Genomic DNA, 24,448 nt, shown 5'->3' with positions numbered 1-24,448 from the left:
GGCCGGAGCTGGTCGGCTCAGGCCCTCCTGTCCCGGGTGGCGCGGTCCAGCGCGCGGTCCAGGACGACCAGTAGTGCGTCCCGCACCGAGAGCCGGTCGCGGGCATCGAACTGCACCAGGGGTACATGATCACCGATGGCCAGCGCCCAACGGATCTCGCCGAGTTCCAGGGCCAGTCGCCCGTCGAAGGCGTTGACCCCGACGACGAACGGCAGCCCGGCCCGCTCGAAGAAGTCGATGGCCGGGAAGCAGTCGTCCAGCCGGGCGCTGTCCACCACCACCAGCGCGCCGAGCGCCCCTCGGGCCAGGTCGTCCCACATGAAGCCGAACCGGGTCTGCCCCGGCGTGCCGAACAGGTAGAGCTTCAGGCTGCGGTCGATCGTCACGCAGCCGAAATCCATCGCCACAGTGGTGGTGGTCTTCGTGGACCGGGCACCCGGGTCGTCCACCCCGATCCCGGCGGTGGTCATCTCGGCCTCGGTGGTCAGGGGCGCGATCTCGGAGATGGCACCCACCGTGGTGGTCTTGCCCACCCCGAACCCACCGGCCACCAGGATCTTGACCGGGATCGGCGGTGCGGCCGGCTTACCTGTCGGGGGGCCGGACCCCGCACCGGACGGGGGCCGGTACGGCGGCGGTGCGGTCGGCGGTGGGCCGGCCCGCCCGACTATCGGCCCGGTGCCCGGGGACATGCCGTAACGGGCGGCGGCGCTGTTCGCGGCGACCCCGCCGAGCGGGGCGACCGGCCATTCAGGAGATCGCACGGAGTCCATCAATCACTCGCAGGATGAGATCGGGGTCGACAGCGTCGTCGGTGTTCGTCACATGCACGTCCAGGTGCCCGGCGGCGCGTAGATCGCCGACGAGGACCCGCACCACGCCGAAGTGCAGTCGGGCGCGGGCCGAGATCTCGGCCACCGAGATCGGCTCGGCGCAGAGCCCGATGATGGTCTGAAGTTCCGGTGCCAGCAGCGCGCCCGGTGGTCCGGCCCACCAGCCGCTGTCCATGCGGGCGGTCACCTGGGTCTCCAACCCGATCGCCGGGTCGACACCCGCGACCCGCCCGGAGGTGAGCACGAACGGACGGGGACCGCTCGGTTGGTCCCCGTCCGGCTCCGGCTCGGGCAGCGCCGGTGTCGCCGCCGCGCCCACCCCGGTCGGGGGTGACGTGCGCAGGTACGGCCGGATCCGAACTCTCGGATCCGGATCCTCACCGGCGACGTCGGGGGTCACTGCTGAACGGCGTTCTTCAACTCGACGATCAGTCGCGGGGTCAGGGCGCCACCGGCCCGCCCGGCGAAGAGCGTCATCTCGTACGCGACGGTGCCCAGGTTCGCCGAACGGTCGGCGACCACCCCGAGCACGGAACCACTGCTGATCGCGCTGATCAGCAGGTAGCCGTCGGCCATGTCGACGATCACCCGGTTCAGGCCGCCGAGGGCGTACCAACTGGCGGCCCCACCGGCGAGGCTGGTCATTCCGGACACGACGGCGGCCAACCGCTCCGCGTTGGACCGATCCTTGATCGCCGACATGGCCATCAGCAGGCCGTCCGAGGAGACCGCGATCGCCTCCAGGACTCCGGCGGTGCTGGAGGTGAAGGAGTCCAGCAGCCAGTTGAACGTACGGGCCTCCGGGCTGAGGTCCCCATTGGCGCTGGGCTGGCTCTGGTCGACGTTGTCGTGCAGGAAGGGGCTGGTCACCGTGATGATCCTTCTTCGTTCCGGTGGTCGGGGCTGACTTCGCGGAGAGCGCGGGCGACGCCCGCCTCGAACTCGCTGATGAGGTCGCGGACCTCGGCCGGGTCACCGAGGTCGGTGCTGGGCGGCTGGCAGACCGGAATGGCGGTGAGGTTCGCTCCCGGCACCCGTCGGCTCAACCGGGGCCGCTCCGGCGAGGCATCGGTCGAGCCACCACCACGCGGCACCGTGGGGCCGGCGCCTCCCGGGGTGCTGGGCAGGTCGACGGTCGAGCCCAAGTCCACCACGGCCGCCCCGGCAGCGGCCGACGGGTCGCCGACCGTCCGCGCCGAGGCGCGGTCGAGGCCCGGTGCCCCGTGCAGCTCGGCGCGGCGTACGCCGGCTTGGAAGGCCTCGACCAGGGCGCGGGCGGCGGCGGGGTCCGCGCCGGTGGCGTCCACCGGCCGGGTCGCCGGGGCGGTGGCGTGCAGCGTGGCCCCGGGCACCCGCTGCCGCACCCGTGGCCCGCCCGGCTTGCTCACCGGCTCCGGTTCCGGGGTTTCCGGAGCGGCCTGCTCCGGCTCGCCCCGACCGAACGCGTTCCAGGACGGGCCGGCGTCCAGGCTGAGGGTGGCCCGGCTCAGCAGGTCCGAGTCGAAGCGGGCCGGCGCGGCGGCGACGGCCACCGAGCTGGGCCGTGCTTCGTGCTCGGGCGTCGCCGTCGTACGCCGGTCCCGATCCGGCACCGCGGCGCGGGCCACAGTGGCCCCGGCGCGGTCGGCGCGGCGCCGCACCAGCGACGTCGACGGGATCTCCAGTTGTGCGGTCACGCCTCCGCCGCCGGTGGCAGCCAGGGCGACCTGCCAGCCGTGCCGGCGGGCCAGCCGGCCCACCACGAAGAGGCCGAGCACCTCGGTCGGGGCCAGGTCGAGACGTTCCCGGCGGGTCAACCGGGCGTTCTCCTCGGCCAGGCGTTGCTGGCTCATACCGATGCCGTGGTCCACCACCGTGAGACGTACGCCGAGGCCGGACGTCTCGGCGGCCACCAGCACCCGGGTGTGCGGCGGGGAGAAGACGGTGGCGTTCTCCATCAGCTCGGCCAGCGTCAGGACGAGGTCACCGACCACCGCCGGCGCGGCCGAGACGCCCGCCGGGACCTGCACCTCCACCCGGGTGTAGTCCTCGATCTCGCCGAGCGCCAACCGGACCACGTCGGCCAGCGGCACCGGCGCGGTGTGCGCGTCGGCCCCGGCCGAGCCGGAGAGCACCACGAGGCTGCCGGCGTTGCGCCGCAACCGGCTGGAGATGTGGTCGAGCCGGTACAGGTGCTCCAGGCGGCCCGGGTCGGCCTCCTGCTGCTCCAGCCGGTCGATCAGCGCGATCTGCCGACCCACCAGGTTCTGGGTACGCCGTCCGACGTGGCCGAACATCTGCGCCACGTTGCGTCGGCCGGCGACCTGCCGCTCGACCAGCTGCGCCGCGGTGTTCTGCACCCGGTCGAAGGCGCGCGCCAGGTCGCCGATCTCGTCGTTGGCGCGGATGTCCACCGGCTCCAGCCGAACCGCCTGGTGTCTCTCCACCTCGTCGTCGGTGACCCGGACCAGTTCCGCCTCGGCGACCCGGGCGACCCGGTCGGCCGAGCGGGTGAGTCGGGTCAGTGGTCGGGCCACGGTCCGCGCCACGGCCACGCTGAGCAGCACCACCAGCGTCAGGATCAACGCCGCCGCGGCACCGACCAGGTACGCGGCGGTCAGCGCGCGCCGCTGCTCGGCCGTCACCTCGGCGAGCACGTCGGCGATCAGCTTCTTCTCGACGAACTGGCCCAGCCGGATCATCGTGCGGACGGCCGGGAAGAGCGCCTCCATCGGTACGGGACGGACCGCGGCGGCCGGATCCCGGGCGCTCCTGACCAGGAAGTCGGGGCTGGTACGCGCGGCCACGGCGGCGTCGTTGAGCTGGGCCACCTTGAGCTGCTCGGGCGTGATCAGGCTGCGGAAGCGCGAGTTGTCGACCATGAGCGCGGCGATGCACGCCACGTACCCGGCAGTGGTGTCCGGGGTGCCGATCGCCTTGACCAACAGGCTCAGGGTGGCGCAGGTGCCCAGGCCCTCGTCGGAGCGGAGCAGCCCGTCGAGGGCGAGCACCTGACGGCCCGGCAACGTGTCGGTGTCCACCCCGACCACCAGCCGCAGCGACTCGATGATGCCCTTGTTGACCGGGCCGAACGCGTCCATCACCTGGGTCGGCTTGGCGGCCCCGGCCAGGACGGCCGTGCGCAACTCGACGAGGCTGGACACGCCGTCGAGGGCGCGGTCGACCTGCTCGGTCAGCGCGTCGCTCCGCGCCGCCCGCAGGTCGGCCACCCGGTCGTCCACGTCCGCGGACTTACGGACCAGCTCACTGCGTTCGACCCGGCCGAGCAGGAAGCCGACGGAGAGGATGCGTTCCTGCTGGAGGTCCTGGACCAGGCTCCCGACCCGGCTGGCGAGCCGGACCCGTTCGGCGGTGTCGCCGGCCCGCTGAGCCGCGGCGACCCGGTCGAGCATCACCGGCACGGCCAGGCCGACCATGCTGAGCAGCGGAATCACCACGAGCAGCGCGAGCTTGCCGCGGATCCGGAGCCTACCGAGCAGCATCGAACGCCCCCCACTGTGCGGTCTCCGGGTCACGGGCCGCGCCGACCGGTTGCAGCGCATGGGCCTCGTCGGCGGGCGGTTGCCACGGGTCGCGCAGCGGCGGGGTGTCGGGACTCTCCGAGTGGGTGGCGGCCAGGGCGGCCCGCCGTTGCGCCCGACGAGCGGCGGCGACCAGCAACGCGGCGAGCCAGCCCAGCAGCAGGACGGCGACGACACCCGCCCCGGCGGTCAACCAGCGGTCCCGGTCGAGCCGGTCGATGCGCTCGGCCAGCAGGGAGTCCAGTTCGGTGAGGATGACCGGTTGAAGCTGGCGGGCGGAGCGGTGCGAGCTGAGCGCGGCGGCACTCAACTGGCCCGGGTCGACCACGCCGGTGTCCTTGGCCGGCAGGGAGTACCCGGCGAGCGCCTCCACCGAACGCTGGTAGGTGTCCAGTGGGGTCAGCACGTTGGCACCGAGGTCGGTGCTCTCCGAACCGTCCACTGCCGAGCGGAGGTTGTCGACGAGGTCCGCGGCGGGGGTCAGGGCGGACACCCGCAGGCCGGTCAGCTCCAGCAGGCCGCGCGGTCGCTCGGCGGCGGGCCGGCGGGCGACGAGCGTGGACAGGTCGGCCAGCCGACCGGCGCCGATCACCGCCTCGGGAAGCTCCTGGCCGGCGCTGTCCTGGAGGAAGAACGAGTCGGCCTCCGGGTCGCGGACCAAGCCGGAACTCTCCCGGACCTTCCGGTGCAGGGCCAGCAGCAGGTCGGAGACCTCACCGTACGCGGTGTAGGCCGCCTCGGGGTCGGTGGCGCTGCGACCGCGCAACGCCTCCAGCTTGGCCCGTACGCCGGCCCAGCGTTCCTGGCTGAGCAGCTCGCCGCCGATGCGGGCGTCCACCGCGGCGGCCTTCTCGACGGCCTCGTTCAACGCCTCGCGGGCGACGGGGCGACCGTTCACCGCGTTGGACTGGGCCTCCACCAGGGCGTCGGTGACCGCCGCCAGCGCGGTGAGGTACTGCACGCCGAGCCGTTCCCGGGCGGCGAGGTCCCGGTCGTCGGTGATCTGCCGCCAGTTCGACGTGACGAGCAGGCCCAACGGTGCCAGTAGTGCTCCGATGAGCAGCAGGGGCAGCAGCCGGCCCAGCGTGGACGGCCGTCGACGGGCCCGCGGCGCGGGGACTGTCATGTGTGTCTCCTCCGGCGTGGGGCGCTGATCGGCGCGGCGTCGGGCTGGCCGACAAGTCCCGTGCACCGGACCGGAAAACTAATCGAACCGCCGCCAGGTCAGACCTCACTCGGGGAGTCAGGTTCGCGTCACTTCGAGTCATGTCACCATTTGTCCGCGTTACCACCACGCTCCGTGTCCGCTGTGGGTGTGACATGGAGGGATCGAGGTGGATATCTACTTAAGATCGGAATTCACGGGATCCGAACTCAACTCACTGTGCCGCGTCGGACGATGCGCGCTCGCACCCCGCCGGGCACCGATCGGGGCAACCGGACGGACGTACGGCGGATCTCAGCCAACGCTCAGGCTGTGGGCCGTACCGTGTGCCGCATGACATCGCCGTCGCCGGCCGCGTGGTTCCGGCGTGCCCTGCCCACCCGCCGCCGGGCGATCGCCGCCGCAGTCGTCGTCGTGCTGTTGGCCGCCGCCGTGACCTGGACGGTGTGGCCACAGGGACCGGGCGTACGCACCGAGAGCGCGATGCTCACCGTCCGCTCCGGACCATCCGGTGACGAGCCGGTGAACCTCGACACCACCCTCTACCTGCCGGACGACGCCTCGTCCGGCCGGAAGGTGCCGGCGGTGCTGCTGGCGCACGGGTTCGGCGGCACGAAGGAGTCGGTGCGCTCCGACGCCGAGGAGTTCGCCGGACGCGGCTACGCGGTGCTCACCTGGACCGCGCGGGGTTTCGGCCGCAGCGGCGGTGAGATCCACCTGGACAACCCGGATTACGAGGTGCGCGACGCCGAGCGGCTGCTGGACTGGCTGGCCGCCCGGCCGGAGGTGCGCACCGACGCGGCCGGCGACCCGTTGGTCGGTGTGGTCGGCGGGTCGTACGGCGGTGGGTTGGCGTTGCTGTTGGCCGCCCAGGACCGCCGGGTCGACGCGATCGTGCCCATGATCACTTGGAACGACCTGTCCCGCGCGTTCCTACCGGAGAGCACCGGCGCAGCGCCGACCGAGGGCGTGTTCAAGAAGGGCTGGGCCGGCCTGTTCTTCGGCGGCGGCGGCAACGTGGGCTCCGGCCCGGCCGGGCTCTCCGGAGCGGTCGCCGCCCAGCCGCAGGGCGCACCGGCGTCGGCCGGCCCGCCCAGCCCCGGGCCGGGTGCCGGCCCCGGCACCGGTCCCGGTGGCGCCCCGGCGGTTGCCGCCGACCCGTCCTGCGGTCGGTTCGCCGCCGACGTCTGCGCCGCGTACCTCCGGATCGCCACCACCGGCCGCGCCGACCAGGCCGCCGTGGACCTGCTGCGGCGCTCCAGCCCGGCCGGTGTGCTGGACCGGATCAAGGCCCCCACCCTGCTGGTGCAGGGCGAGGCGGACACCCTCTTCCCGCTCGGTGAGGCGGACGCCAACGCGCGGGGCATCGCCGCCGCCGGCACCCCGGTACGGGTCGCCTGGTTCACCGGCGGGCACGACGGTGGCAGTGGGCCCCGTTCGGACTCCGACCGGGTGAAGTTCCTGACCGTCCAGTGGCTCGACCACTACGTCAAGGGCGAGGGGAACGCGCCCGGCGACGACTTCACCTGGTCGCGGATCGCCGGCTTCGACGCGCTCGACCGGGGTCTCGTCGCCACCGGTTTCCGCCGCGCCGACTACCCGGGCCTCGCCGGCAACGCCCGCCGGGAGGTGACGGTCGCCGGCCCGGCGCAGCCGATCGCGAACCCGCCGAACGGCAACCCGGCCGCCATCTCCTCGATTCCGTTCGCGGGCGGGCTCGCCTCGCTGCTCGACGGCGTGGCCGGTGACGTGCCCGGCCAGCACGCCCAGTTCGAGTCCACCCCGCTGACCGAGGCCGTGGACGTGGCCGGTGCGCCCACCGTCACCCTGCGGGCCGCGTCGCCGACCGGCGAGGCGGTGCTCTTCGTCAAGCTCTACGACGTCGACAAGGACGGGGCGGCCACCCTGCCGAACGGCCTGGTCGCCCCGATCCGGCTCACCGGCCTGCCGCAGCAGGTGCAGGACGCCCGCCCGGTCACCGTGACGCTGCCCGGCATCGTCCGCCGGGTGGAGGCCGGGCACCGGCTGCGGCTGGTGGTGGCCACCTCCGACCAGGCGTACACCACGCCGGCCGCGCCGACCGTCTACACGGTGGCCGCGGACGGCGTGGTCAGCCTGCCGACGGTCAGCGGTGAGCCGATCCCCACCGCGGCGACCATCTGGCGCTGGGTACTGGCCGGCCTGCTCGCCGCCATCGTGATCGGGCTCGTCGTGGTCGTCGCTCTGGTCCGCCGCCGGCACCGCCGCCAGGACCGGTCGGTCCACCCGGAGTACGCGGACACCCCGCTGGCCGTGCGCGCGCTGCGCAAGGAGTACGCGGACGGCTTCGTCGCCGTGTCGAACGTGGACTTCGAGGTGCACCCGGGTCAGGTCGTCGGTCTACTCGGGCCGAACGGTGCCGGTAAGACCACCACCCTGCGGGTGCTGATGGGGCTGACCCAGCCGACCGCCGGGGAGATCTACGTCTTCGGTCGTCGGCTGGTGCCCGGCTCGCCGGTGCTGTCCCGGATCGGGGCGCTGGTGGAGGGGCCGGGCTTCCTGCCGTACCTGTCGGGCCTGGACAACCTGAAGGCGTACTGGCGGGCCACCGGGCGGCCGTGGGAGGACGCGCAGTTCGACGCGGCGCTGGAGATCGCCGGGTTGGGTGACTCGGTGCACCGGAGGATCAAGAACTACAGCCACGGTATGCGTCAGCGGCTCGCCATCGCCCAGGCCATGCTCGGTCTGCCCGAACTGCTGGTGTTGGACGAGCCGACCGACGGGCTCGACCCGCCGCAGATCGCCGAGATGCGCCGGGTGCTCCAGCGGTACGCCACGGACGGCCGGGCGGTGCTGGTCTCCAGTCACCTGCTGGCCGAGGTGGAGCAGACGTGCACGCACGCGGTGGTGGTGAACAAGGGTCGGATCGTGGCGTCCGGGCCGGTGGAGGAGATCGTGGGCGAGTCGCCGAGCGTGCTCTTCGACGTCACCGACCCGGTGGCGGCGCGGGCGGTGCTGGACCGGCTGCACGGGGTCCGCGTGTTGCCGGAGAGCGACGGCCAACTGGTGGTCGACACCAACGGCACGGCCCGCAGCGAGGTGGTGGCGGAGCTGGTGCGCGCCGGCATCGGGGTGGACCGGGTGGTGCCCCGGCGGCGCCTGGAGGACGCGTTCCTCGCCCTGGTGGGCGAGAACTCTCGGGGAAGCGGTGACCGGTGATGGCTGTTACTGACGCGGGTGAGGCCCGTGGTTACCGGCCGTCGGCCACCCTGCCGTTGATGGCGGAGTTCCGTCGGCAGGCGTCCCGGCGGCGGACCCAGTTGGCGCTGGGGTTCATGGTGGTGCTGCCGCTGATCATCCTGATCGCGTTCCAGTTCGACTCGGGCGGTGACGACGACAACGGCCGCAACGAGTTCGCCAGCCTGGTCGAGCTGGCCACCTCGGGTGGGCTCAACTTCACCCTGTTCTCGATCTTCGTGTCGGCGTCGTTCCTGTTGGTGGTGGTCGTCGCGCTGTTCTGCGGCGACACGGTGGCCAGTGAGGCGAGCTGGGGCAGCCTGCGGTATCTGTTGGCGGTCCCGGTGCCCCGGGCGCGGTTGTTGACGGTGAAGCTGGTGGTCGCGCTCGCGTACTCGGGACTGGCCCTGCTGCTGTTGGCCGGCACCGCGTTGCTGGCCGGCACCCTGCGCTACGGCTGGTCGCCGCTGCGCAGCACCGTCGCCGCCGAGCTGGAACCCACCGAGGGGTTGCTCCGGTTGCTGGCCGTGCTGGGTTACCTGGCGGTCGTCCTGCTGGTGGTGGCCGGCCTGGCGTTCCTGCTGTCGGTGATCACGGACGCGGCGCTGGGCGCGGTGGGTGGTGCGGTTCTGCTCTGGATCCTGTCCAGCATCCTGGACCAGATCACCGCCCTGGGCGCGCTGCGTGACTTCCTGCCGACCCACTTCAGCACCGCCTGGCTGGGGCTGCTGTCGACTCCGGTGCAGACCGACGACGTGGTGCGCGGCTGCATATCGGCGGTCAGCTACGCGACGCTGTTCTGGGGGTTGGCGTTCTGGCGTTTCACCCGCAAGGACATCACGTCGTAGCCTTCTTCCAGGCGCTGACGCCGATCCGGCCGGTGTTGCCGAGGTCGATCGGCCCGTCCGGGTCGACCTCGTCGGCCGGCTGCGCGGCGGCGGGCGCCACCGTCAGGAACTCGCCGTTGGTGGCGACCACTGTCGAGTCGGTGACCAGGTTGCGCCAGAGCACCACTGCGGTGGCCCGCTCCCCGGCGAGGAGGGTGACCGGCCGGGGTGGTTGGTCGAAGCCCGAGGTGATCTCCTTGGCGCCGTTGACCACGCGCAGCATGACCGGCTCGCGCTCCTCGTCGAAGACGTGCAGCACCGGGTACCCGTTGAGCTGGTAGGGGTGCTCGCCGCAGTTGACCAGTTCCAGACCGAGGGCGCGCAGGCCCATCGCGGCGTCCCCACCGGTCGACCGGATCCGGACGCCGCTGGCCGGGCACTCGGCCGGCGGCTCGGTGCTGGCGGTCGGGCCCGCTTCCGGCCTCGACGCGGCGGGCGGCGGTCCGCTCGGGTCCCCACCCTGGCCTTCATGGTCACGAGTGCAGCCGCCGAGCACGAGAGTCGCCGCGACTGTCGCGGCGATGCGTCGCAGTGCTGCCGTGTCACGGGAGATCATCCGTTGATCCTCGCCCATGGAGGCGCCTCGCTGGCGTCCGGCGTCGCCCCGACCCGCCCGCAGCCCGCGTCACGAGGCCAGGCAGGGTCCGTCGTGGTCGGCGGGCCGCAGGCATGCCCCCGCGCGCTCGAGTGCGCTTCTGCGTCGATCTTGCAGTTTCCGCTGTCGGTATGAAGGGATGCGCCCCTTCTGTCGGGACAGAAAGCGCAAGATCGCGGAGTAGGGGCGGGGCGGGGTGAGGAAACGTCGGACCATTTTCGGGGAGGATTTTCCCACCAGCAAGGAAATTATGATTTTCGATGCCCGCGTGCCTCAGGATCGTGGAGACCCATTCAATTTCCTCGATGGAGGTCTGATGAACGTCTCTCGGCTCGGCGGGCCGATCCTGTCCCTGTTCCGCATCGTGATCGGTCTGCTGTTCACGTTGCACGGCCTGTCCTCGGTGTTCGGGTTGTTCGGCGGCAACCCGATGACTGGCAAGGCGGTACCGTTCGGCACCTGGCCGGGTTGGTGGGCCGCCCTGATCCAGTTGGTCTGCGGCGTACTGGTGCTGGTCGGGCTCTTCGCCCGACCCGCCGCGCTGCTCGCCTCTGGCTCGATGGCGTACGCCTACTTCGTGGTGCACCAGCCGGATGCCCTGCTCCCGCTGCACAACGGAGGCGAGCTGGCGGCGCTCTTCTGCTGGGCGTTCCTGCTGGTCGCGGCTCTCGGCCCGGGTGCCTGGGCACTCGACTCGCTGCTCGCCCGGCGTCGCGGCGACGCCCCCTCGGCATCGGCTTCGGCGGCCGAGCCCGGCACGGTGTCCGTCTGACCAGACCCGAACCGCGCGCCGCCGAAGCCTCGACGAGGCGGCTTCGGCGGCGCGCCCGGTCAGGGGTTGGCCGATGTGCCTGGGGGCCGGGGCCGGCCGGCGCGCCCGGTCAGGGGTTGGCCGATGTGCCCGGGGCCGGCCGGCGCGCCCGGTCAGGGTCGGCCGATGTGCCCCGGGGCCGGGACTGGCCGACGGGCCCCGCCCGGGACCGGCCGACACTCCGCGGTCGTGGTGCTACTTCTCGCTGGTGCCGTAGACGATTCAGCTCCACAGCGAGCGTCGGAGGCATCTCCCGGGCTGCCGAGGTCACGGTCCGCCGCCTACCGGTTGCCGAGGTCACGGGCCGCCGCCTACCGGTTGCCGAGGTCAGGCGCCGCCTACCGGTTGCTGCGGCCACGCGGACCGCACGCGGCCGGCGAGCGGAGGCGGGGCGGGTCAGGCCGGCGGACGCTGGCTGAGGACCGCGTCCAGCAGGCCGGGGTAGAGCTTGTCCACCTCGTCGCGGCGGAGTCGGACCAGCCTGCTGGTGCCGGCCGCCCGGGTCCGGGTCAGCCCCGCCTCGCGCAGCACCTTGAGGTGGTGGCTGCGAGTGGCCTTGGAGACGCCGAAGTCGAAACTGCCGCAGGCGGACTCGCCGCCCTCGGCGAGCGCCCGGACGATCTGTAGCCGCACGTCGTCGGCGAGTGCGGCCAACACGGTGGTGACCGGTACGGCGGTCAGGTCGGGCTCGTGCGGCTCCATGTGACCAGTGTAACCCTTGTTCGACAACTATCGAACATCGTCCTATGGTCGGTGTCGTTGGTTCGACGATACTCGAACATTGGAGTTGCCGATGCGATCCCGCGCCGCGTACCCACTGGTCGCCGTGCTCGGTTGGGGCGTGATGTTCCCGATCCTGGCCAGCGCGCTTCACCGGGTCGACCCGCTCAACCTGACCACCGCGCGCTACCTGCTGGCCGCCGTCGTCCTGGTCGCCATCCTGCTGCTACGCGAGGGTGCCGGCGCGCTACGCCACGGTGGCCGGGCGCTGGAGGTGGTGGTGCTCGGAGTGGTCGGCTTCGCGGGCTTCAACCTGCTCACCAACCTGGCGCTGGAACACGCCGCCCCGCAGCAGATCTCCCTCTTCGTGGCGACCACCCCGGTGATCACCCAACTGGTCCGCTGGGCTCGCGACGGCGTACGCCCGAAGCCGCTCCTGCTGGCCCTCTCCCTGGTGGCGCTCCTCGGCGTCGGTCTGGTGATCACGCGCGGGAGCCTGGCCGGGCTCGGCCAGTTCGGCCTGGGTGGGCTCATGATGATCGGCGCGGTGCTGGGTTGGGGCATCTACACCCACGGTGCCAGCCGGTTCGGCGAGTGGTCGCCGCTGCGCTTCACCACACTGACCGCGCTCGCCGGCACGGCCGCCATGCTCGTCCTGAGCATCGGCGCCGACGCCGTCGGCTGGCAGCACGCGCCCGGTGCCGCCGACCTCGTGGCGGTCGCCCCCCAACTGGCGTACGCCGTGCTGGTGGGTGCCGTGATCGCGGTCCTGGCCTGGAACACCGGCGTGCAGCGACTCGGCGCCGCCAACGCCGCGCTGTTCATGAACCTGGTTCCGGTGACGACCTTCGCGGTGCAGATCGCCCGCGGCTACCGCCCGGAGCCCGTCGAACTGGTCGGGGCCGCCATCACGATCGCCGCCCTGATCGCCGCGAACCTCGCCGCCCGGCCCCGGGCCACGTCCCTACCCGGACCGAGCGCGGTGACGGACCCGATCGCGGTGACCGACCCCGTTGCGGTGAGCACCCGCTGACCCAATACCTGGGATCAGTGGTAGCAGCGGCCGACAGCGTTGTCCTAGACTCGACGGCACAACTGAATACCTCATCCAGAGGGGCTGAGGGATACGGCCCGACGACGCCCCGGCAACCACCCCGCGCGCTCACCGCTGAGCGACCCGTGGGGCAGGTGCCAATTCCGTCCCCGCCGCACCGTGCGATGCGGGGAAAGATGAGAGGACTCTCGACATGACGTCGACGCTCGTCGCCTCCGGCATCGACACCGCTGCCAGCCCCGCCCGCGCCCTGGTCTGCCGTGCCTGTTCGGCCCGCTACCCGCTCGCCGCCCAGCACGCCTGTTACGAGTGTTTCGGCCCGCTGGAGGTCGACTACGACACCGCCGCGCTGGCCACCGTCACCCGCGAGCAGATCGAGGCCGGCCCGAACAACATCTGGCGGTACGCCGCCCTGCTCCCCGCCGGTCAGGACCCGGCCAGCCGGGTCACCCTCGACCCGGGCCTCACCCCACTGGTGGCGGCCCCGCACCTCGCCGCCGAGCTGGGCATCACCGCGCCGCTCTGGGTCAAGGACGACAGTGCCAACCCGACCCACTCGTTCAAGGACCGGGTCGTCTCGGTGGCGCTCACCGCCGCCAAGGCCCTCGGCTTCAGCCGGTTCGCCTGCGCGTCGACCGGCAACCTGGCCAACTCGGTGGCCGCCCACGCGGCCCGCGCCGGGGTGCCCTCGGTGGTCTTCATCCCGAGCGACCTGGAGCAGGGCAAGGTCATCACCACCGCGGTCTACGGCGGCGAACTGGTCGCCATCGACGGTTCGTACGACGACGTCAACCGGCTCTGCGGTGAGCTGGTGGAGACCGACGAGTTCGAGGACACGGCGTTCGTCAACGTGAACGTCCGGCCGTACTACGCGGAGGGCTCCAAGACCCTCGGCTACGAGGTGGCCGAGCAGCTCGGCTGGCGGATCCCGGCGCAGGTGGTCATCCCGATGGCCAGCGGCGAGCTGCTCACCAAGATTGACAAGGCGTTCTCCGAACTGGTGGAGATCGGCCTGGTCGAGGCGCCCGCCGACGGCTGGAAGGTCTTCGGGGCGCAGTCCGCCGGCTGCAACCCGATCGCCGTCGCGCTGCACGGTGAGACCGACACGATCGTCCCGGTCAAGCCCACCGGCATCGCCAAGTCACTCAACATCGGCGACCCGGCGGCCGGTCTCTACGCCCTGGAGGCGGTCCGCCGCACCGGCGGCTGGATGGAGTACGTGGACGACGACGAGATCCGCGCGGGCATCCGCGATCTGGCCCGTACCACCGGGGTCTTCGCGGAGACCGCCGGCGGAGTCACCGTGGCGGTGCTGCGCAAGCTGGTCGAGTCCGGCCGGCTCGACCCGACGGCCGAGACCGTCGTGTTCAACACCGGCGAGGGTCTGAAGACCATCGACGCGGTGGCCGGCCAGGTCGGGCCGACCCACCACATCAAGCCCTCGCTGCGCGCCGCCCGCGACGCCGGCCTCCTGGGCTGAACGGCCCCGCCCGGCACCGGGCCGAGTGGATCAGTCGGTAACTGGGTTTTCGCTGTGAGTGTGGAAAACCCGCCCCTACGGACTTGACGGCAGGAACCGGACGGCGCAAGATGCTCCGTGCGGGAGGGCATTTCGCCGAAGACTTTTGAAGTTCTTGCGACCCAACGCCGGAGGCGTTGTGCGAGTGTCCCTCCCGACCAACGTTCGATCGGGCCAGCGATAATTCGCTGGCCCGATCGCTTTTGTGCGGTGCACGCTCACCGGCATGAGCATCACCATCGCGTCGTTCGACGACGCCGACCGGACGTCGGTCGACGAGGCGTACCGGATCGGGTCGGCGGCCAACGACGCCGACCTGCCGGACTTTCCGCCCTCCTGCCGGCGTCGCTTCGACGCGTTGTTCCGCACGCCGATGCCCGGCACCCGGTCGCTCTGGGCGCTGGCCCGTCTGGACGGCGAGCCGGCCGGCTACCTGCAACTGGACCTGCCGCAGCTCGACAACACCGACAACGCCACCGTCGATCTGCTGGTGCATCCGCGGCTGCGGTGCCGGGGCGTCGGCCGGGCCCTGCACGAGTACGGGCTGCGCCTGCTCCGCGAGCACGGCCGCAAGCGGGTGGTGGGGATGGCTGTCTCCGCACTGCCCGGCGGGCCGGCCCGGAGCGGGGCGGGCGACGCGTTCGCCGCCGCGACCGGAGCCCAGCCCGCTCTCGCCGAGGTACGCCGCCGGCTCGATGTCGGCGAGATCGACCGGGTCGCGTTGCGGGCGGCGCTCGCCGAGGCCCGACCGCACGCCGAGGGCTACCACGCCGTCTGCTGGCAGGGCTCCACCCCGCAGGAGTACGTCGCCGACATCGCCTACCTGGACGGCCGGTTGTTGATGGACGCCCCCATGGGCGACGTGCAGTGGGAACCGGAGCAGGTGGACGCTGAGCGGATCCGCGGCAACGAACGAGCGCTGGACGCCCGGGGCCGGCGGCGCTACCACCTCGGGATGCGGCACGAAGAGACCGGCCGGATTGTCGCCTGGACGTTGCTGGACGTGGGTGCCGCCGCCGACTGGCACGCGTTCCAGCAGATCACCATCGTCGACCCCGCCCACCGTGGGCACCGGCTCGGCCTCATCGCCAAGGCGGAGAACCTGCACCATCTGCTCACCCACGAGCCGGCGGTACAGGTGATCGACACTTTCAACGCGGCGAGCAACAGCCACATGGTGGCGATCAACGAGCAGCTCGGCTTCCGCCCGGTGGACGCCTGGACCGACTGGCAGCTCACCTTCTGACCGGTGGCGGCTCACCCTCCTCCAACCGCCGGGTCAGCTCACGGACCGCGCTGTGGAAGTCCTCGTCGGAGGTGAAGTGGTGCCCGCGCACCGGTGGCGGCACGGTGTCGGTCGGCGCGACGGTCAACCCGGCCGGGTCCCGGACCCGGCGGTCCACCTCGGCCGCCTGACCACTGAACTCGGCCGATGGGTGGCCGGGCCGGGCCGAGGGGTCACCGGTGAAGATCCACCCGCCGACCGGGTCGGTGTAACGCCAGAGGTTGATCCATCGCCAGTCGAGTAACTCGCCCACCTCATTGAGCATCGAATCGTTCACGTACGCCGGGAAGAACCGCCGGTAGAGGTTGCCCAGCGGGCTCGCGTAGGTCAGCAGCGCGATCTGCCGCTGGCACGTCGTCGGTAACTGAAGCACCGTGGCCACGGCCAGTACGCTGCCGTGGCTCTGCCCGGAGAGGACCACCTGCTCGCCGCTCGCGACGAGTTGCCCGATCCGGCGGGTGAGCTCGGGCACCGCCCGCTCCGCGTAGCAGGGCGGCGCGAGTGGGTGCGCCCCGCGCGGCCAGAACGTCGCCAGGTCCCAGAGCACCCCGACCGACCGGACGCCTGTCGACCGGTAGGCGAAGAGTCCGGCCGCCGCCAGCACCAGGGCGAACACGCCGGTGAGCGCCCCACCGAGGTCGGTCACGAAGATCACCGGCCGGGCCAGCGTCTGCCCGCCCAGCCGCAGCGCGAGCGCGCCGGGTCCCTGGTGCAGGATGGAGAGCCCGGCGGCACCGAGGGTGAGCAGCGCCAGCACCGCGTACGCGATTGGCGCGAGCGGGCCGAGCCGGTCCGCGACCTGAGCCCGGACGATCGCGTCCCGCACCGCCTGGACGCGCTCCGGCGGCACCCGGGACGCCTCCGGGAAGTCCCGGCGGACCAGTTCCTCCGCCTGCCGGCGGTGCCGGGCCCGTCGGATCCGTGCCCCGACCACCGTCACCACCCACACCACGACGATCGCCACCGAGAAGCCCAGCGCCGCCCACCGGTACGCCACCGGCGGGGACAGCGGCGGCGCGCCCGGAGGCAACGGTCGGGCCGGGGTGGGGCTGGAGCCGCGGTCCAGGTATTCGGCGACCGCGTAGGTGACGCCGGATGAGAAGGCCACTGCCAGTCCGATCGCCACCGATGCCAGCACCGGCGCGCCGAGGCAGGCGACGAAGGTCCGTCCGGTCCGCCGGTGGCGGGTGAGCACCAGCATCCCCAGCGCCAGCAGCAGCACCAACTGCGCGGCGAAGAGCCCGGCGACCAGCACGTCGTACCAGGGCAACGTTCCGGTGGCCACCCACGGTGGACGGGGTGCTGACGCGTACGCCACCGTCAGCACCGTCAGCACCACGGCCAGGCGGCGCACGGCCTGGGTGGGGGAGCGGCCGGTGCCCGGCCCGCCGTGCCGTTCGATGGCCGGCCGGCAGAGCAGAACGGCGGTCCCCACCAGCAGGGCCACGTCGAAGCCGAGCAGCACGTAACCGGTCAGGGTGGCATCGTGGCTGGCCAGCGGCAGCAACAGCGTCGCGTCCAGGGTGCCGAGCGCCACCGCGACGTGCACCGACCGCAGCCGTCGCAGCAACGCGCGGTTGTCCCAGAACGCCGGGGTGTCCAGGCGGTCGGCACCCACCCCCTGCGGTGTCGCCGCGCTGTCCTCGGGAAGTTGCCAGGTTCGCGCCCCGAGCCGCCAGATCAGCGCGATCGCCAGGATCGGCAGGATGGCGAGGATGGCCAGCCGCAGCCCCGGCGTCACCCCGCCCAGCCAGGAGAGCTCCCGGCGGTCCTCGAGGCATCGTGGGTACGACGCACACTGCCAGGCGATCAGGTCCAGCGAGACGCCGGCCGTCGAGAGGACGTACATGGCGGTCAGGGACGCCGCCAGCAGTCGACACACCGCCCGGCCGGCGGTACCCGAACGGCCGCCGATGACTGGGAGCATCCAGATCACGATGTTGCTGAGCATGAAGGGCAGCAACAGCACCAGTGAGAAGGTGCGGGTCGCGGTACCGCCGGTCAGTCCGCTCCAGCGATACGCCTCCAACGTCGCCCCGTCCGCCTCGGCTGGGTCGCCGAAACCAGGCCGGGGCCGGAAGAAGCCGGCGTCGTCGTCCCCAGCGACCCGCACCACCGCCGGTCGATCGAGAATCACCTCCGGACCCTTGTCGGCGACCCCGTGCACGCGGATCTCAGTGACCCCCACCCCGCCGTCCTTCCGTGGCCCGAGGGCGGGCGCTTACCCGCCCTCCGCCGGACCAATCGCCGGTCGGCACCGGCCCTACTGCTCGCGGGCCCGGTTGTTGCATGATGGCGGGCATGACGGAGACCCCGCATCCCCTGTACGACAGGCACGCCGACACCCTCAACCGTGCGCTGACCGCGATCACGGAGCGGGGCTACTGGTCCGCCTATCCCGAATCCCCCAGCCCTCGGGTGTACGGCGAGACCGCCGCCGCCGACGGTAAGGCCGCCTTCGAGGCGTACCTCGGCGGTGATTTTCCGCTCGACCAGCCCGGCACGGGCGATCGGGTCGCCACCGAGACGAGCCCGTTCGGGGTGGAGTTGGCGGTGCGGTACCCGCACGCCCGGCCCGGTGAGCTGGTCGACGCCGCCTCCGCCGCGCTGCCGGCGTGGCGCGACGCCGGCCCGCAGGCCCGGGTGGGCGTCTGCCTGGAGATCCTCGACCGGCTGCACAAGCACATCTTCGAGCTGGCCAACGCTGTGCAGTTCACCAGCGGGCAGGCGTTCGTGATGGCCTTCCAGGCCGGTGGCGCGCACGCGCTGGACCGGGCGCTGGAGGCGCTGGCGTACGCGTACGCCGAGATGACCCGGCACCCGGGCGCGGCGGGCTGGGAGAAGGCCGCCGGCAAGGGCGACCCGCTGCGGATGACCAAGACGTTCCACGTGGTGCCGCGTGGGGTGGCGCTGGTGATCGGCTGCAACACCTTCCCGACCTGGAACTCGTACCCCGGGCTGTTCGCCTCGCTGGTCACCGGCAACCCGGTGATCGTCAAGCCGCACCCGCGCGCGGTGCTGCCGCTGGCCATCACCGTGAAGTACGCCCGGGAGGTGCTCGCCGAGGCCGGGTTCGACCCGAACCTCATCATGCTGGCGGCCGAGGCGCCCGGTGAGAAGCTCGCCAGTGACCTGGCCCTGCACCGGGCCGTCCGGATCGTCGACTTCACCGGCTCCACCGAGTACGGCGACTGGCTGGAGACGCACGCCCGGCAGGCATCGGTCTACACCGAGAAGGCCGGCCTGAACACCGTCGTCGTCGACTCCACCGACGACTTCGCCGGCATGTGCCGCAACCTCGGGTTCACGCTGACCCTCTACAGCGGGCAGATGTGCACCACCTCACAGAACATCCTCATCCCGGCCGGGGGCATCGAGACCGACCAGGGGCACAAGAGCTTCGACGAGGTGGCCGGCGGGATCGCCGCCGCCGTCGGCAAGCTCACCGCCGACCCGGCCCGGGGTGTGGAGCTGACCGGCGCCATCGTCAACGACGGGGTGCTGGAACGGCTGGCCGAGGTGACCAAGGTCGGCGAGCCGGTGCTGGAGTCGCGGGCCGTGGCCCACCCGTCGTACGCCGACGCGGTGGTGCGTACGCCGACGATCGTGAAGCTGACCGCGGACGACGCGGAGACGTACGGCCGGGAGTGGTTCGGGCCGATCTCGTTCGCCATCGCGACCGACTCGACCGCGCACAGCCTGGAGCTGCTGCGCCGGACGGTCGGCGAGAAGGGCGCGCTCACCGCCGCTGTCTACTCGACCGACGACGCGGTGCTGGACGCAACCGAGGCGGTGGCGGTCGAGGTCGGGGTGCACCTGTCCTGCAACCTCACCGGCGGTGTCTTCGTGAACCAGTCGGCGGCGTTCTCCGACTTCCACGGCAGCGGAGCCAACGCGGCGGCCAACTCGGCGCTGACCGACGGGGCGTACGTCGCCAACCGGTTCCGGATCGTGCAGTCGCGGCGGCACGTCTGAGTTTTCGGTTCTTGTCGGAGGTTTCCGGGGCGGCCCGTTGTGGTCACTGTCGGACATTTCCGGGGCGGCCCGTTGTGGTCGCGGTTGGGGGTTTCCGGGGCAGCCCGACCCGCTTCGGGCGGTCAGGCTTGATCCCTGCGCGGGTCGGGCTGCCCCGGAAACCCGCCGTGGGCGCGGTTGTCGCTTTTGGGGTAGCGCCGTCACTTGCGGCTGGTCTTCGGGGTAGCGCCGTGGGTGCGGAAGTCGTCGGCGTATCCGGCCCGGAACCTCTGCGTTGCGTTGCTGGGCCACGCCGAACTCCCAGCAGTGTTCCTCCAGAAACCCGGCGGCTGCGCCGATCTTGCGGTTTCGGTCGTCGAAATGGGCGAAATGCCGACTTATGTCGGGGCAGAAAGTGCAAGATCGCGGAGAGGGGCAGCTGGGCTTTGTCGATCATGCGGTTGTGGTGCGTGGTTTGTGGTTATATGCGGAACTTGTCACCCACCACAACTCCATGATCGACGGGGCGGGGCGGCGCGGACCGCCTTGGTGGTGCCGGCGGCCGGGCGGTCATCGTTCCGGGGGCGGGTGAATCATTGGGGTCGTTCGTGGGTCAGGCGGGGCGGCGCATCTGTAGCTCGGTCAGGGCTGGGATGGTGGGGTGGGGGACCCGTACCCCGGTGTCCTTGAAGCCCAGGCGCTGGTAGGCGCGGTAGGCGCGGTCGTTGCCGACCACCACCTCCAGCAGCAGTTCCGGCCGGCCGCAGGCCCGCGACCAGGCGGCCACCCCGTCGATCAGCTCGCCGAGCAGGCCACTGCCGCGCCAGGCCGGCGTGACGTACACGGCGTAGATCACGGTCAGTCCCGGTTCGTTCGGGTGGGTCGTACCACCGGCGTGCCCGACCAGCCGGCCGCCCGGGTCGGCGACGAACTGCGCGTTACCGGCGCCGGCCGAGGTGTACGCGACCCGGGCGGCGAACTCGTTGTGCGGTCGGGCCGCGGCGTCCGCCAAGGTCTCCAGGAAGGCCAACGGCGCGTCGGCCAGCATCTCCAGGCGCAGCGCCCGCATCCGCGCGGCATCCTCGGGCCGGACCCGGCGGATCTCGGCGAGCCGCACTGCCGGCGGGCCCTTGTCGGTGGTCATGTCCGCATACCTACCACAGGGCAGGGACGGCTTCTCGCGAGCCGGGCCCGATCGTCGTCATCTCCGGGCCGTCCGGCGACCGTCCCTCCATTTCGCAATGACGCGGGCGGATCCGGTGGCCCGGTAATTCGGCCGATCGGCGCGGTCGGTACCCCTCGGAGTGTGTCTGATTTGTGGCCGTGCGCGGCCGTCAGTCCTCGTGTAGCGTGCGATTTCGGCCACCTGCTTCAATGGCGGTCATCGATCGCTGAGTCGGTGGTCCGGGGCGCCCGGCCGTGCCGTGCGCCGAGTCAGGCAACGCCGGGCAGAGTGAGGGAAGTGCACAGTGGCACAGGGCTCCGTGAAGTGGTTCAACGCCGAAAAAGGCTACGGCTTCATCGCCGTCGACGGCGGGCAGGACGTTTTCGTCCACTTCTCCGCGATCGAGATGGACGGTTACAAGGCGCTGGACGACGGTCAGCGGGTCGAGTTCGAGATCACCCAGGGCCAGAAGGGCCCACAGGCCGAGCACGTACGCGTCATCGGCTGAGCTTCCTGGCCGATCGGCCCGCGAGTCGGGGCTGCGGCAGGGGCGCGCAGCCGGGAAGATCGTGAACCGTTCCAGCCGATGCTGAGGAGCGTTCATGACCGACCAGCCACCCCCGCACATTCCGTCCTCCGGGTCGGGGGAGCCGGAGGAGTCCTCGCCCGCCGGCAGCCCCGGGCCCACCGGCAGCCCCGGGCCCCCCGGGCCGCCGCCTGGCTGGGGGCCGGGCACACCCCCGGCCGGCCCGTCCACCGGCCCCGCCGGTCCGCCGCCGGGCTGGGATCCCGCGCAAGGTGCCTGGGGTGCGGCCCCGCCACCGCAGGGCTGGGCGTTCCCGCCCACCGGGGGCTACCCGCCCGGGTCGGGTCCCTACGGAGGGCAGCCGTGGTACCCGGGGCCGCCGGTCGGCTGGTACCCGCCGGGTTACGGGGCTGACCCGAACGACGCCCTGGTCACGCCACCCGGCGCGGGCATCGGCGGCTGGTTCAACCGGTGCGGTCAAGCGCTGCGCCGGGGCTGGCGGCAGTTGGTGCCGATCATGCTGCTCACCCAGGTGCTGCCGGCGGCGGTGCTCTCGGTGCTCTCCCTCGGGCTGGACCCGTCGGCGAAGTGGGCCGCCCAGGCCGGATCGACGTCGACCCCCGCGCTGCCGGACAATTTCGTCGTCGAACTGCTGAGCCTCCTGGTTCTGCTGCTCGGCGGCAGCATCGTCGTCGGGTTGGTGCAGGCCGTCGGGTGGGCCGCCGGCACCTGGGTGATCACCCAGCAGGCGGCCGGTCAGCCGGCCAGCCTGGAGTCGGCGTTGCGCTACGGCCTGCGTCGGGCACTCGGGCTGTGGGCGTGGACCCTGTTGGTCAGCCTGCTGATCGGCGTCGGCGTCTGCTTCTGCGTCCTGCCGGGTGTCTACCTGGCCTTCGTGCTGAGCATGGCCGGCCCGGTCTATCTCTTCGAACGCCACAACCCGATCGGTCGCTCGTTCCGGATGTTCCACGACCGACTCGGCCTGCTGCTCGGACGGGTGGCCCTGGTGGCCGTTGCGGTGATCGTCGGCACGCTGATCCCCGGCGGCCTGGAGGGGATCGGCACCGGCGCGTTCGGTACGGATCCGTTCTCGTCGGCGGGTACCGCCGCCGGGGCGGTGGTGGTGATCGGGATCACCGCCGTGCTGGCCCTGCCGGCCCACCTCGCGCAGATGATCGGTCTGCTGGTGACGTACGCCGAGCAGCGTGCCCATGAGGCGCCGGTGAACAGCGCTGGACTGGCCGCGGAACTCGGCTGAGCGGCGGCATCGTGCTTGCACTCGGCAGGGGAGAGTGCTAAACAAGTCATTGGCACTCGCATACCGTGAGTGCCAATGGTCGGGACGGTGGGGCCAGGTTGCACCGGCGTGGAGACGCCGGGGCGGCACATGGCCGGTCGTCGCGGGCTATCCGGCCCGGCCGAAGGACGTCGTCGTCGCCAGGTGGCGACGTCCCAAGGTGCGTACACCAGGCGGCCCATCCGGGGCACACATCTCGGGTGGCCCGTGAGTGTCCAGGAGGACAACGCCGTATGGCCAAGATGATCGCGTTCGACGAAGAGGCGCGCCGCGGCCTCGAGCGGGGCATGAACCAGCTCGCCGACGCCGTAAAGGTGACCCTCGGCCCCAAGGGCCGCAACGTCGTGCTCGAGAAGAAGTGGGGTGCCCCCACCATCACCAACGATGGTGTGAGCATCGCCAAGGAGATCGAGCTCGAGGACCCGTACGAGAAGATCGGCGCTGAGCTGGTCAAGGAGGTCGCCAAGAAGACCGACGACGTTGCCGGTGACGGCACGACGACGGCGACCGTCCTGGCCCAGGCCCTGGTTCGCGAGGGCCTGCGCAACGTGGCCGCCGGCGCCAACCCGATGGCCCTGAAGCGGGGCATCGAGGCCGCTGTCGCGAGCGTCTCGGAGGAGCTGTCCAAGCTCGCCAAGGACGTCGAGACCAAGGAGCAGATCGCCTCCACCGCCTCCATCTCCGCTGGCGACAGCACCGTCGGCGAGATCATCGCCGAGGCGATGGACAAGGTCGGCAAGGAAGGCGTCATCACCGTCGAGGAGAGCAACACCTTCGGGCTGGAGCTGGAGCTCACCGAGGGTATGCGCTTCGACAAGGGCTACATCTCGGCCTACTTCATGACCGACCCGGAGCGTATGGAGGCCGTCTTCGACGACCCGTACATCCTGATCGCCAACAGCAAGATCTCGTCGGTGAAGGATCTGCTCCCGATCCTCGAGAAGGTCATGCAGTCGGGCAAGCCGCTGCTGATCATCGCCGAGGACCTGGAGGGCGAGGCCCTCGCCACCCTGGTGGTCAACAAGGTCCGTGGCACCTTCAAGTCGGTCGCCGTCAAGGCGCCGGGCTTCGGTGACCGCCGCAAGGCCATGCTGACCGACATCGCCATCCTCGCCGGTGGCCAGGTCATCAGCGAGGAGGTCGGCCTCAAGCTCGACGCCGCCAGCGTCGACATGCTGGGCCGCGCCCGCAAGGTCGTGGTGACCAAGGACGAGACCACCATCGTCGACGGTGCCGGTGACGCCGAGCAGATCCAGGGCCGGGTCAACCAGATCCGGGCCGAGATCGACAAGAGCGACTCCGACTACGACCGCGAGAAGCTGCAGGAGCGGCTGGCCAAGCTGGCCGGCGGCGTCGCGGTCATCAAGGTCGGCGCGGCCACCGAGGTCGAGCTCAAGGAGCGCAAGCACCGCATCGAGGACGCCGTTCGCAACGCGAAGGCGGCCGTCGAGGAGGGCATCGTCCCGGGTGGTGGCGTCGCGCTGGTGCAGGCCGGCAAGACCGCTTTCGACAAGCTCGACCTGGTCGGCGACGAGGCGACCGGTGCGAACATCGTCAAGGTCGCGCTGGACGCCCCGCTGCGGCAGATCGCCGTCAACGCCGGCCTTGAGGGCGGCGTCGTGGTGGAGAAGGTCCGCAACATCGAGGCCGGTCACGGTCTGAACGCCGCCAACGGCGAGTACGTCGACCTGCTGGCCGCGGGCATCATCGACCCGGCCAAGGTGACGCGTTCGGCGCTGCAGAACGCCGCTTCCATCGCGGCGCTCTTCCTCACCACCGAGGCTGTTGTCGCGGACAAGCCGGAGAAGACCCCGGCTGCCCCGGCTGGCCCGGGTGGCGGGGACATGGACTTCTGAGTCCAGTTCCGACACCGGACGGGGCGGGCCGCTGACGCGGTCCG

At 71.7% G+C, this 24,448-nt stretch carries 19 protein-coding genes and 1 riboswitch; of the genes, 10 read left to right on the top strand and 9 right to left on the bottom strand.

The genetic code is table 11. The annotated features are described in order from the left end of the window. Positions 1-17: 17 nt before the first annotated feature. Genes AB0877_RS21195 through AB0877_RS21175 form a run of 5 tightly spaced genes read right to left on the bottom strand, consistent with a single transcriptional unit; the run spans position 18 to position 5,480 of the window. Positions 18-773, bottom strand: coding sequence for an ATP/GTP-binding protein (locus tag AB0877_RS21195; RefSeq protein ID WP_366610837.1), 756 nt, complete (start codon positions 771-773; stop codon positions 18-20). After that, on the bottom strand, positions 751-1,233 hold the full coding sequence (locus tag AB0877_RS21190) for a DUF742 domain-containing protein (protein ID WP_366610835.1): 483 nt from the start codon (positions 1,231-1,233) through the stop codon (positions 751-753). The genes AB0877_RS21195 and AB0877_RS21190 overlap by 23 nt, the downstream gene beginning before the upstream one ends. Next, entirely contained in the window at positions 1,230-1,703 is a 474-nt protein-coding gene (locus AB0877_RS21185; RefSeq protein ID WP_091402960.1) for a roadblock/LC7 domain-containing protein, read from the bottom strand. Before AB0877_RS21185 ends, AB0877_RS21190 begins: the two co-directional genes overlap by 4 nt. Beyond that, complete coding sequence (locus tag AB0877_RS21180) at positions 1,700-4,315, bottom strand: nitrate- and nitrite sensing domain-containing protein (protein WP_366610833.1); 2,616 nt, start codon at positions 4,313-4,315, stop codon at positions 1,700-1,702. The genes AB0877_RS21185 and AB0877_RS21180 overlap by 4 nt, the downstream gene beginning before the upstream one ends. Next, positions 4,302-5,480 carry a hypothetical protein gene (locus AB0877_RS21175; protein WP_366610832.1) on the bottom strand — a complete coding sequence of 393 codons (1,179 nt, stop codon included), beginning with the start codon at positions 5,478-5,480 and terminating at the stop codon, positions 4,302-4,304. Before AB0877_RS21175 ends, AB0877_RS21180 begins: the two co-directional genes overlap by 14 nt. 372 nt (positions 5,481-5,852) lie before the next feature. On the opposite strand from AB0877_RS21175, the gene AB0877_RS21170 reads away from it, so the two are divergent. After that, positions 5,853-8,717, top strand: a complete 2,865-nt coding sequence (locus tag AB0877_RS21170) for an alpha/beta fold hydrolase (RefSeq protein ID WP_366610831.1) — start codon at positions 5,853-5,855, stop codon at positions 8,715-8,717. Beyond that, complete coding sequence (locus AB0877_RS21165; RefSeq protein ID WP_366610830.1) at positions 8,717-9,583, top strand: ABC transporter permease subunit; 867 nt, start codon at positions 8,717-8,719, stop codon at positions 9,581-9,583. The genes AB0877_RS21170 and AB0877_RS21165 overlap by 1 nt, the downstream gene beginning before the upstream one ends. Here the strand turns inward: AB0877_RS21165 and AB0877_RS21160 are convergent. Continuing rightward, positions 9,573-10,178: a DUF4232 domain-containing protein gene (locus AB0877_RS21160; protein WP_366610828.1), complete on the bottom strand. Its 606-nt coding sequence runs from the start codon at positions 10,176-10,178 to the stop codon at positions 9,573-9,575. The genes AB0877_RS21165 and AB0877_RS21160 overlap by 11 nt on opposite strands. A 355-nt stretch (positions 10,179-10,533) precedes the next feature. On the opposite strand from AB0877_RS21160, the gene AB0877_RS21155 reads away from it, so the two are divergent. Continuing rightward, the gene (locus AB0877_RS21155; RefSeq protein ID WP_366610826.1) at positions 10,534-10,989 is read left to right on the top strand and encodes a DoxX family protein; all 456 of its coding nucleotides are present in this window, start codon (positions 10,534-10,536) and stop codon (positions 10,987-10,989) included. A gap of 435 nt (positions 10,990-11,424) precedes the next feature. On the opposite strand, the gene AB0877_RS21150 is transcribed toward AB0877_RS21155, so the two are convergent. Continuing rightward, entirely contained in the window at positions 11,425-11,730 is a 306-nt protein-coding gene (locus AB0877_RS21150) for a metalloregulator ArsR/SmtB family transcription factor (protein WP_366610825.1), read from the bottom strand. A 91-nt stretch (positions 11,731-11,821) separates the two neighbouring features. Between AB0877_RS21150 and AB0877_RS21145 the strand changes: the two genes are divergently transcribed. From AB0877_RS21145 to AB0877_RS21135, 3 genes are all read left to right on the top strand, one after another. Continuing rightward, on the top strand, positions 11,822-12,781 hold the full coding sequence (locus AB0877_RS21145) for a DMT family transporter (protein WP_366610823.1): 960 nt from the start codon (positions 11,822-11,824) through the stop codon (positions 12,779-12,781). Positions 12,782-12,849: 68 nt separating this feature from the next. Further along, positions 12,850-12,985, top strand: a riboswitch (SAM riboswitch). Between the two features lie 10 nt (positions 12,986-12,995). Then, a complete protein-coding gene (gene thrC, locus AB0877_RS21140; protein ID WP_366610821.1) occupies positions 12,996-14,282 on the top strand; it encodes a threonine synthase in 1,287 nt (428 codons plus the stop codon). Between the two features lie 265 nt (positions 14,283-14,547). Then, positions 14,548-15,567: a GNAT family N-acetyltransferase gene (locus tag AB0877_RS21135; protein WP_366610820.1), complete on the top strand. Its 1,020-nt coding sequence runs from the start codon at positions 14,548-14,550 to the stop codon at positions 15,565-15,567. Here the strand turns inward: AB0877_RS21135 and AB0877_RS21130 are convergent. Next, positions 15,557-17,794, bottom strand: a complete 2,238-nt coding sequence (locus AB0877_RS21130; protein WP_366610818.1) for a hypothetical protein — start codon at positions 17,792-17,794, stop codon at positions 15,557-15,559. The two genes, AB0877_RS21135 and AB0877_RS21130, sit on opposite strands and share 11 nt — an antisense overlap. 113 nt (positions 17,795-17,907) lie before the next feature. On the opposite strand from AB0877_RS21130, the gene paaN reads away from it, so the two are divergent. Beyond that, positions 17,908-19,581, top strand: coding sequence for a phenylacetic acid degradation protein PaaN (paaN, locus tag AB0877_RS21125; protein ID WP_366610816.1), 1,674 nt, complete (start codon positions 17,908-17,910; stop codon positions 19,579-19,581). A 592-nt stretch (positions 19,582-20,173) separates the two neighbouring features. Here the strand turns inward: paaN and AB0877_RS21120 are convergent. Beyond that, the gene (locus AB0877_RS21120; protein WP_366610814.1) at positions 20,174-20,704 is read right to left on the bottom strand and encodes a GNAT family N-acetyltransferase; all 531 of its coding nucleotides are present in this window, start codon (positions 20,702-20,704) and stop codon (positions 20,174-20,176) included. A 325-nt stretch (positions 20,705-21,029) separates the two neighbouring features. Between AB0877_RS21120 and AB0877_RS21115 the strand changes: the two genes are divergently transcribed. From AB0877_RS21115 to groL, 3 genes are all read left to right on the top strand, one after another. Beyond that, complete coding sequence (locus tag AB0877_RS21115; RefSeq protein ID WP_091402914.1) at positions 21,030-21,233, top strand: cold-shock protein; 204 nt, start codon at positions 21,030-21,032, stop codon at positions 21,231-21,233. Between the two features lie 94 nt (positions 21,234-21,327). Continuing rightward, the gene (locus AB0877_RS21110; protein WP_366610813.1) at positions 21,328-22,509 is read left to right on the top strand and encodes a hypothetical protein; all 1,182 of its coding nucleotides are present in this window, start codon (positions 21,328-21,330) and stop codon (positions 22,507-22,509) included. A 272-nt stretch (positions 22,510-22,781) separates the two neighbouring features. Next, entirely contained in the window at positions 22,782-24,404 is a 1,623-nt protein-coding gene (gene groL, locus AB0877_RS21105) for a chaperonin GroEL (RefSeq protein WP_354882257.1), read from the top strand. Positions 24,405-24,448 lie beyond the last annotated feature (44 nt).

It is taken from the genome of Micromonospora sp. NPDC047644 (assembly GCF_040704315.1).
GTDB lineage: Bacteria > Actinomycetota > Actinomycetes > Mycobacteriales > Micromonosporaceae > Micromonospora.
Note: the sequence above shows the minus strand (reverse complement) of the source record. Positions and strands in the feature narration are given on the sequence as shown.

Bases quoted from the DNA above. Each gene is read 5' to 3' on its own strand.
- AB0877_RS21120 (WP_366610814.1), bottom strand. From the start codon at position 20,704: ATGACCACCGACAAGGGCCCGCCGGCAGTGCGGCTCGCCGAGATCCGC.
- paaN (WP_366610816.1), top strand. From the start codon at position 17,908: ATGACGGAGACCCCGCATCCCCTGTACGACAGGCACGCCGACACCCTC.
- AB0877_RS21135 (WP_366610820.1), top strand. From the start codon at position 14,548: ATGAGCATCACCATCGCGTCGTTCGACGACGCCGACCGGACGTCGGTC.
- AB0877_RS21170 (WP_366610831.1), top strand. From the start codon at position 5,853: ATGACATCGCCGTCGCCGGCCGCGTGGTTCCGGCGTGCCCTGCCCACC.
- groL (WP_354882257.1), top strand. From the start codon at position 22,782: ATGGCCAAGATGATCGCGTTCGACGAAGAGGCGCGCCGCGGCCTCGAG.
- AB0877_RS21110 (WP_366610813.1), top strand. From the start codon at position 21,328: ATGACCGACCAGCCACCCCCGCACATTCCGTCCTCCGGGTCGGGGGAG.
- AB0877_RS21175 (WP_366610832.1), bottom strand. From the start codon at position 5,480: ATGACAGTCCCCGCGCCGCGGGCCCGTCGACGGCCGTCCACGCTGGGC.
- AB0877_RS21150 (WP_366610825.1), bottom strand. From the start codon at position 11,730: ATGGAGCCGCACGAGCCCGACCTGACCGCCGTACCGGTCACCACCGTG.
- AB0877_RS21160 (WP_366610828.1), bottom strand. From the start codon at position 10,178: ATGATCTCCCGTGACACGGCAGCACTGCGACGCATCGCCGCGACAGTC.
- thrC (WP_366610821.1), top strand. From the start codon at position 12,996: ATGACGTCGACGCTCGTCGCCTCCGGCATCGACACCGCTGCCAGCCCC.
- AB0877_RS21180 (WP_366610833.1), bottom strand. From the start codon at position 4,315: ATGCTGCTCGGTAGGCTCCGGATCCGCGGCAAGCTCGCGCTGCTCGTG.
- AB0877_RS21165 (WP_366610830.1), top strand. From the start codon at position 8,717: ATGGCTGTTACTGACGCGGGTGAGGCCCGTGGTTACCGGCCGTCGGCC.
- AB0877_RS21145 (WP_366610823.1), top strand. From the start codon at position 11,822: ATGCGATCCCGCGCCGCGTACCCACTGGTCGCCGTGCTCGGTTGGGGC.
- AB0877_RS21195 (WP_366610837.1), bottom strand. From the start codon at position 773: ATGGACTCCGTGCGATCTCCTGAATGGCCGGTCGCCCCGCTCGGCGGG.
- AB0877_RS21155 (WP_366610826.1), top strand. From the start codon at position 10,534: ATGAACGTCTCTCGGCTCGGCGGGCCGATCCTGTCCCTGTTCCGCATC.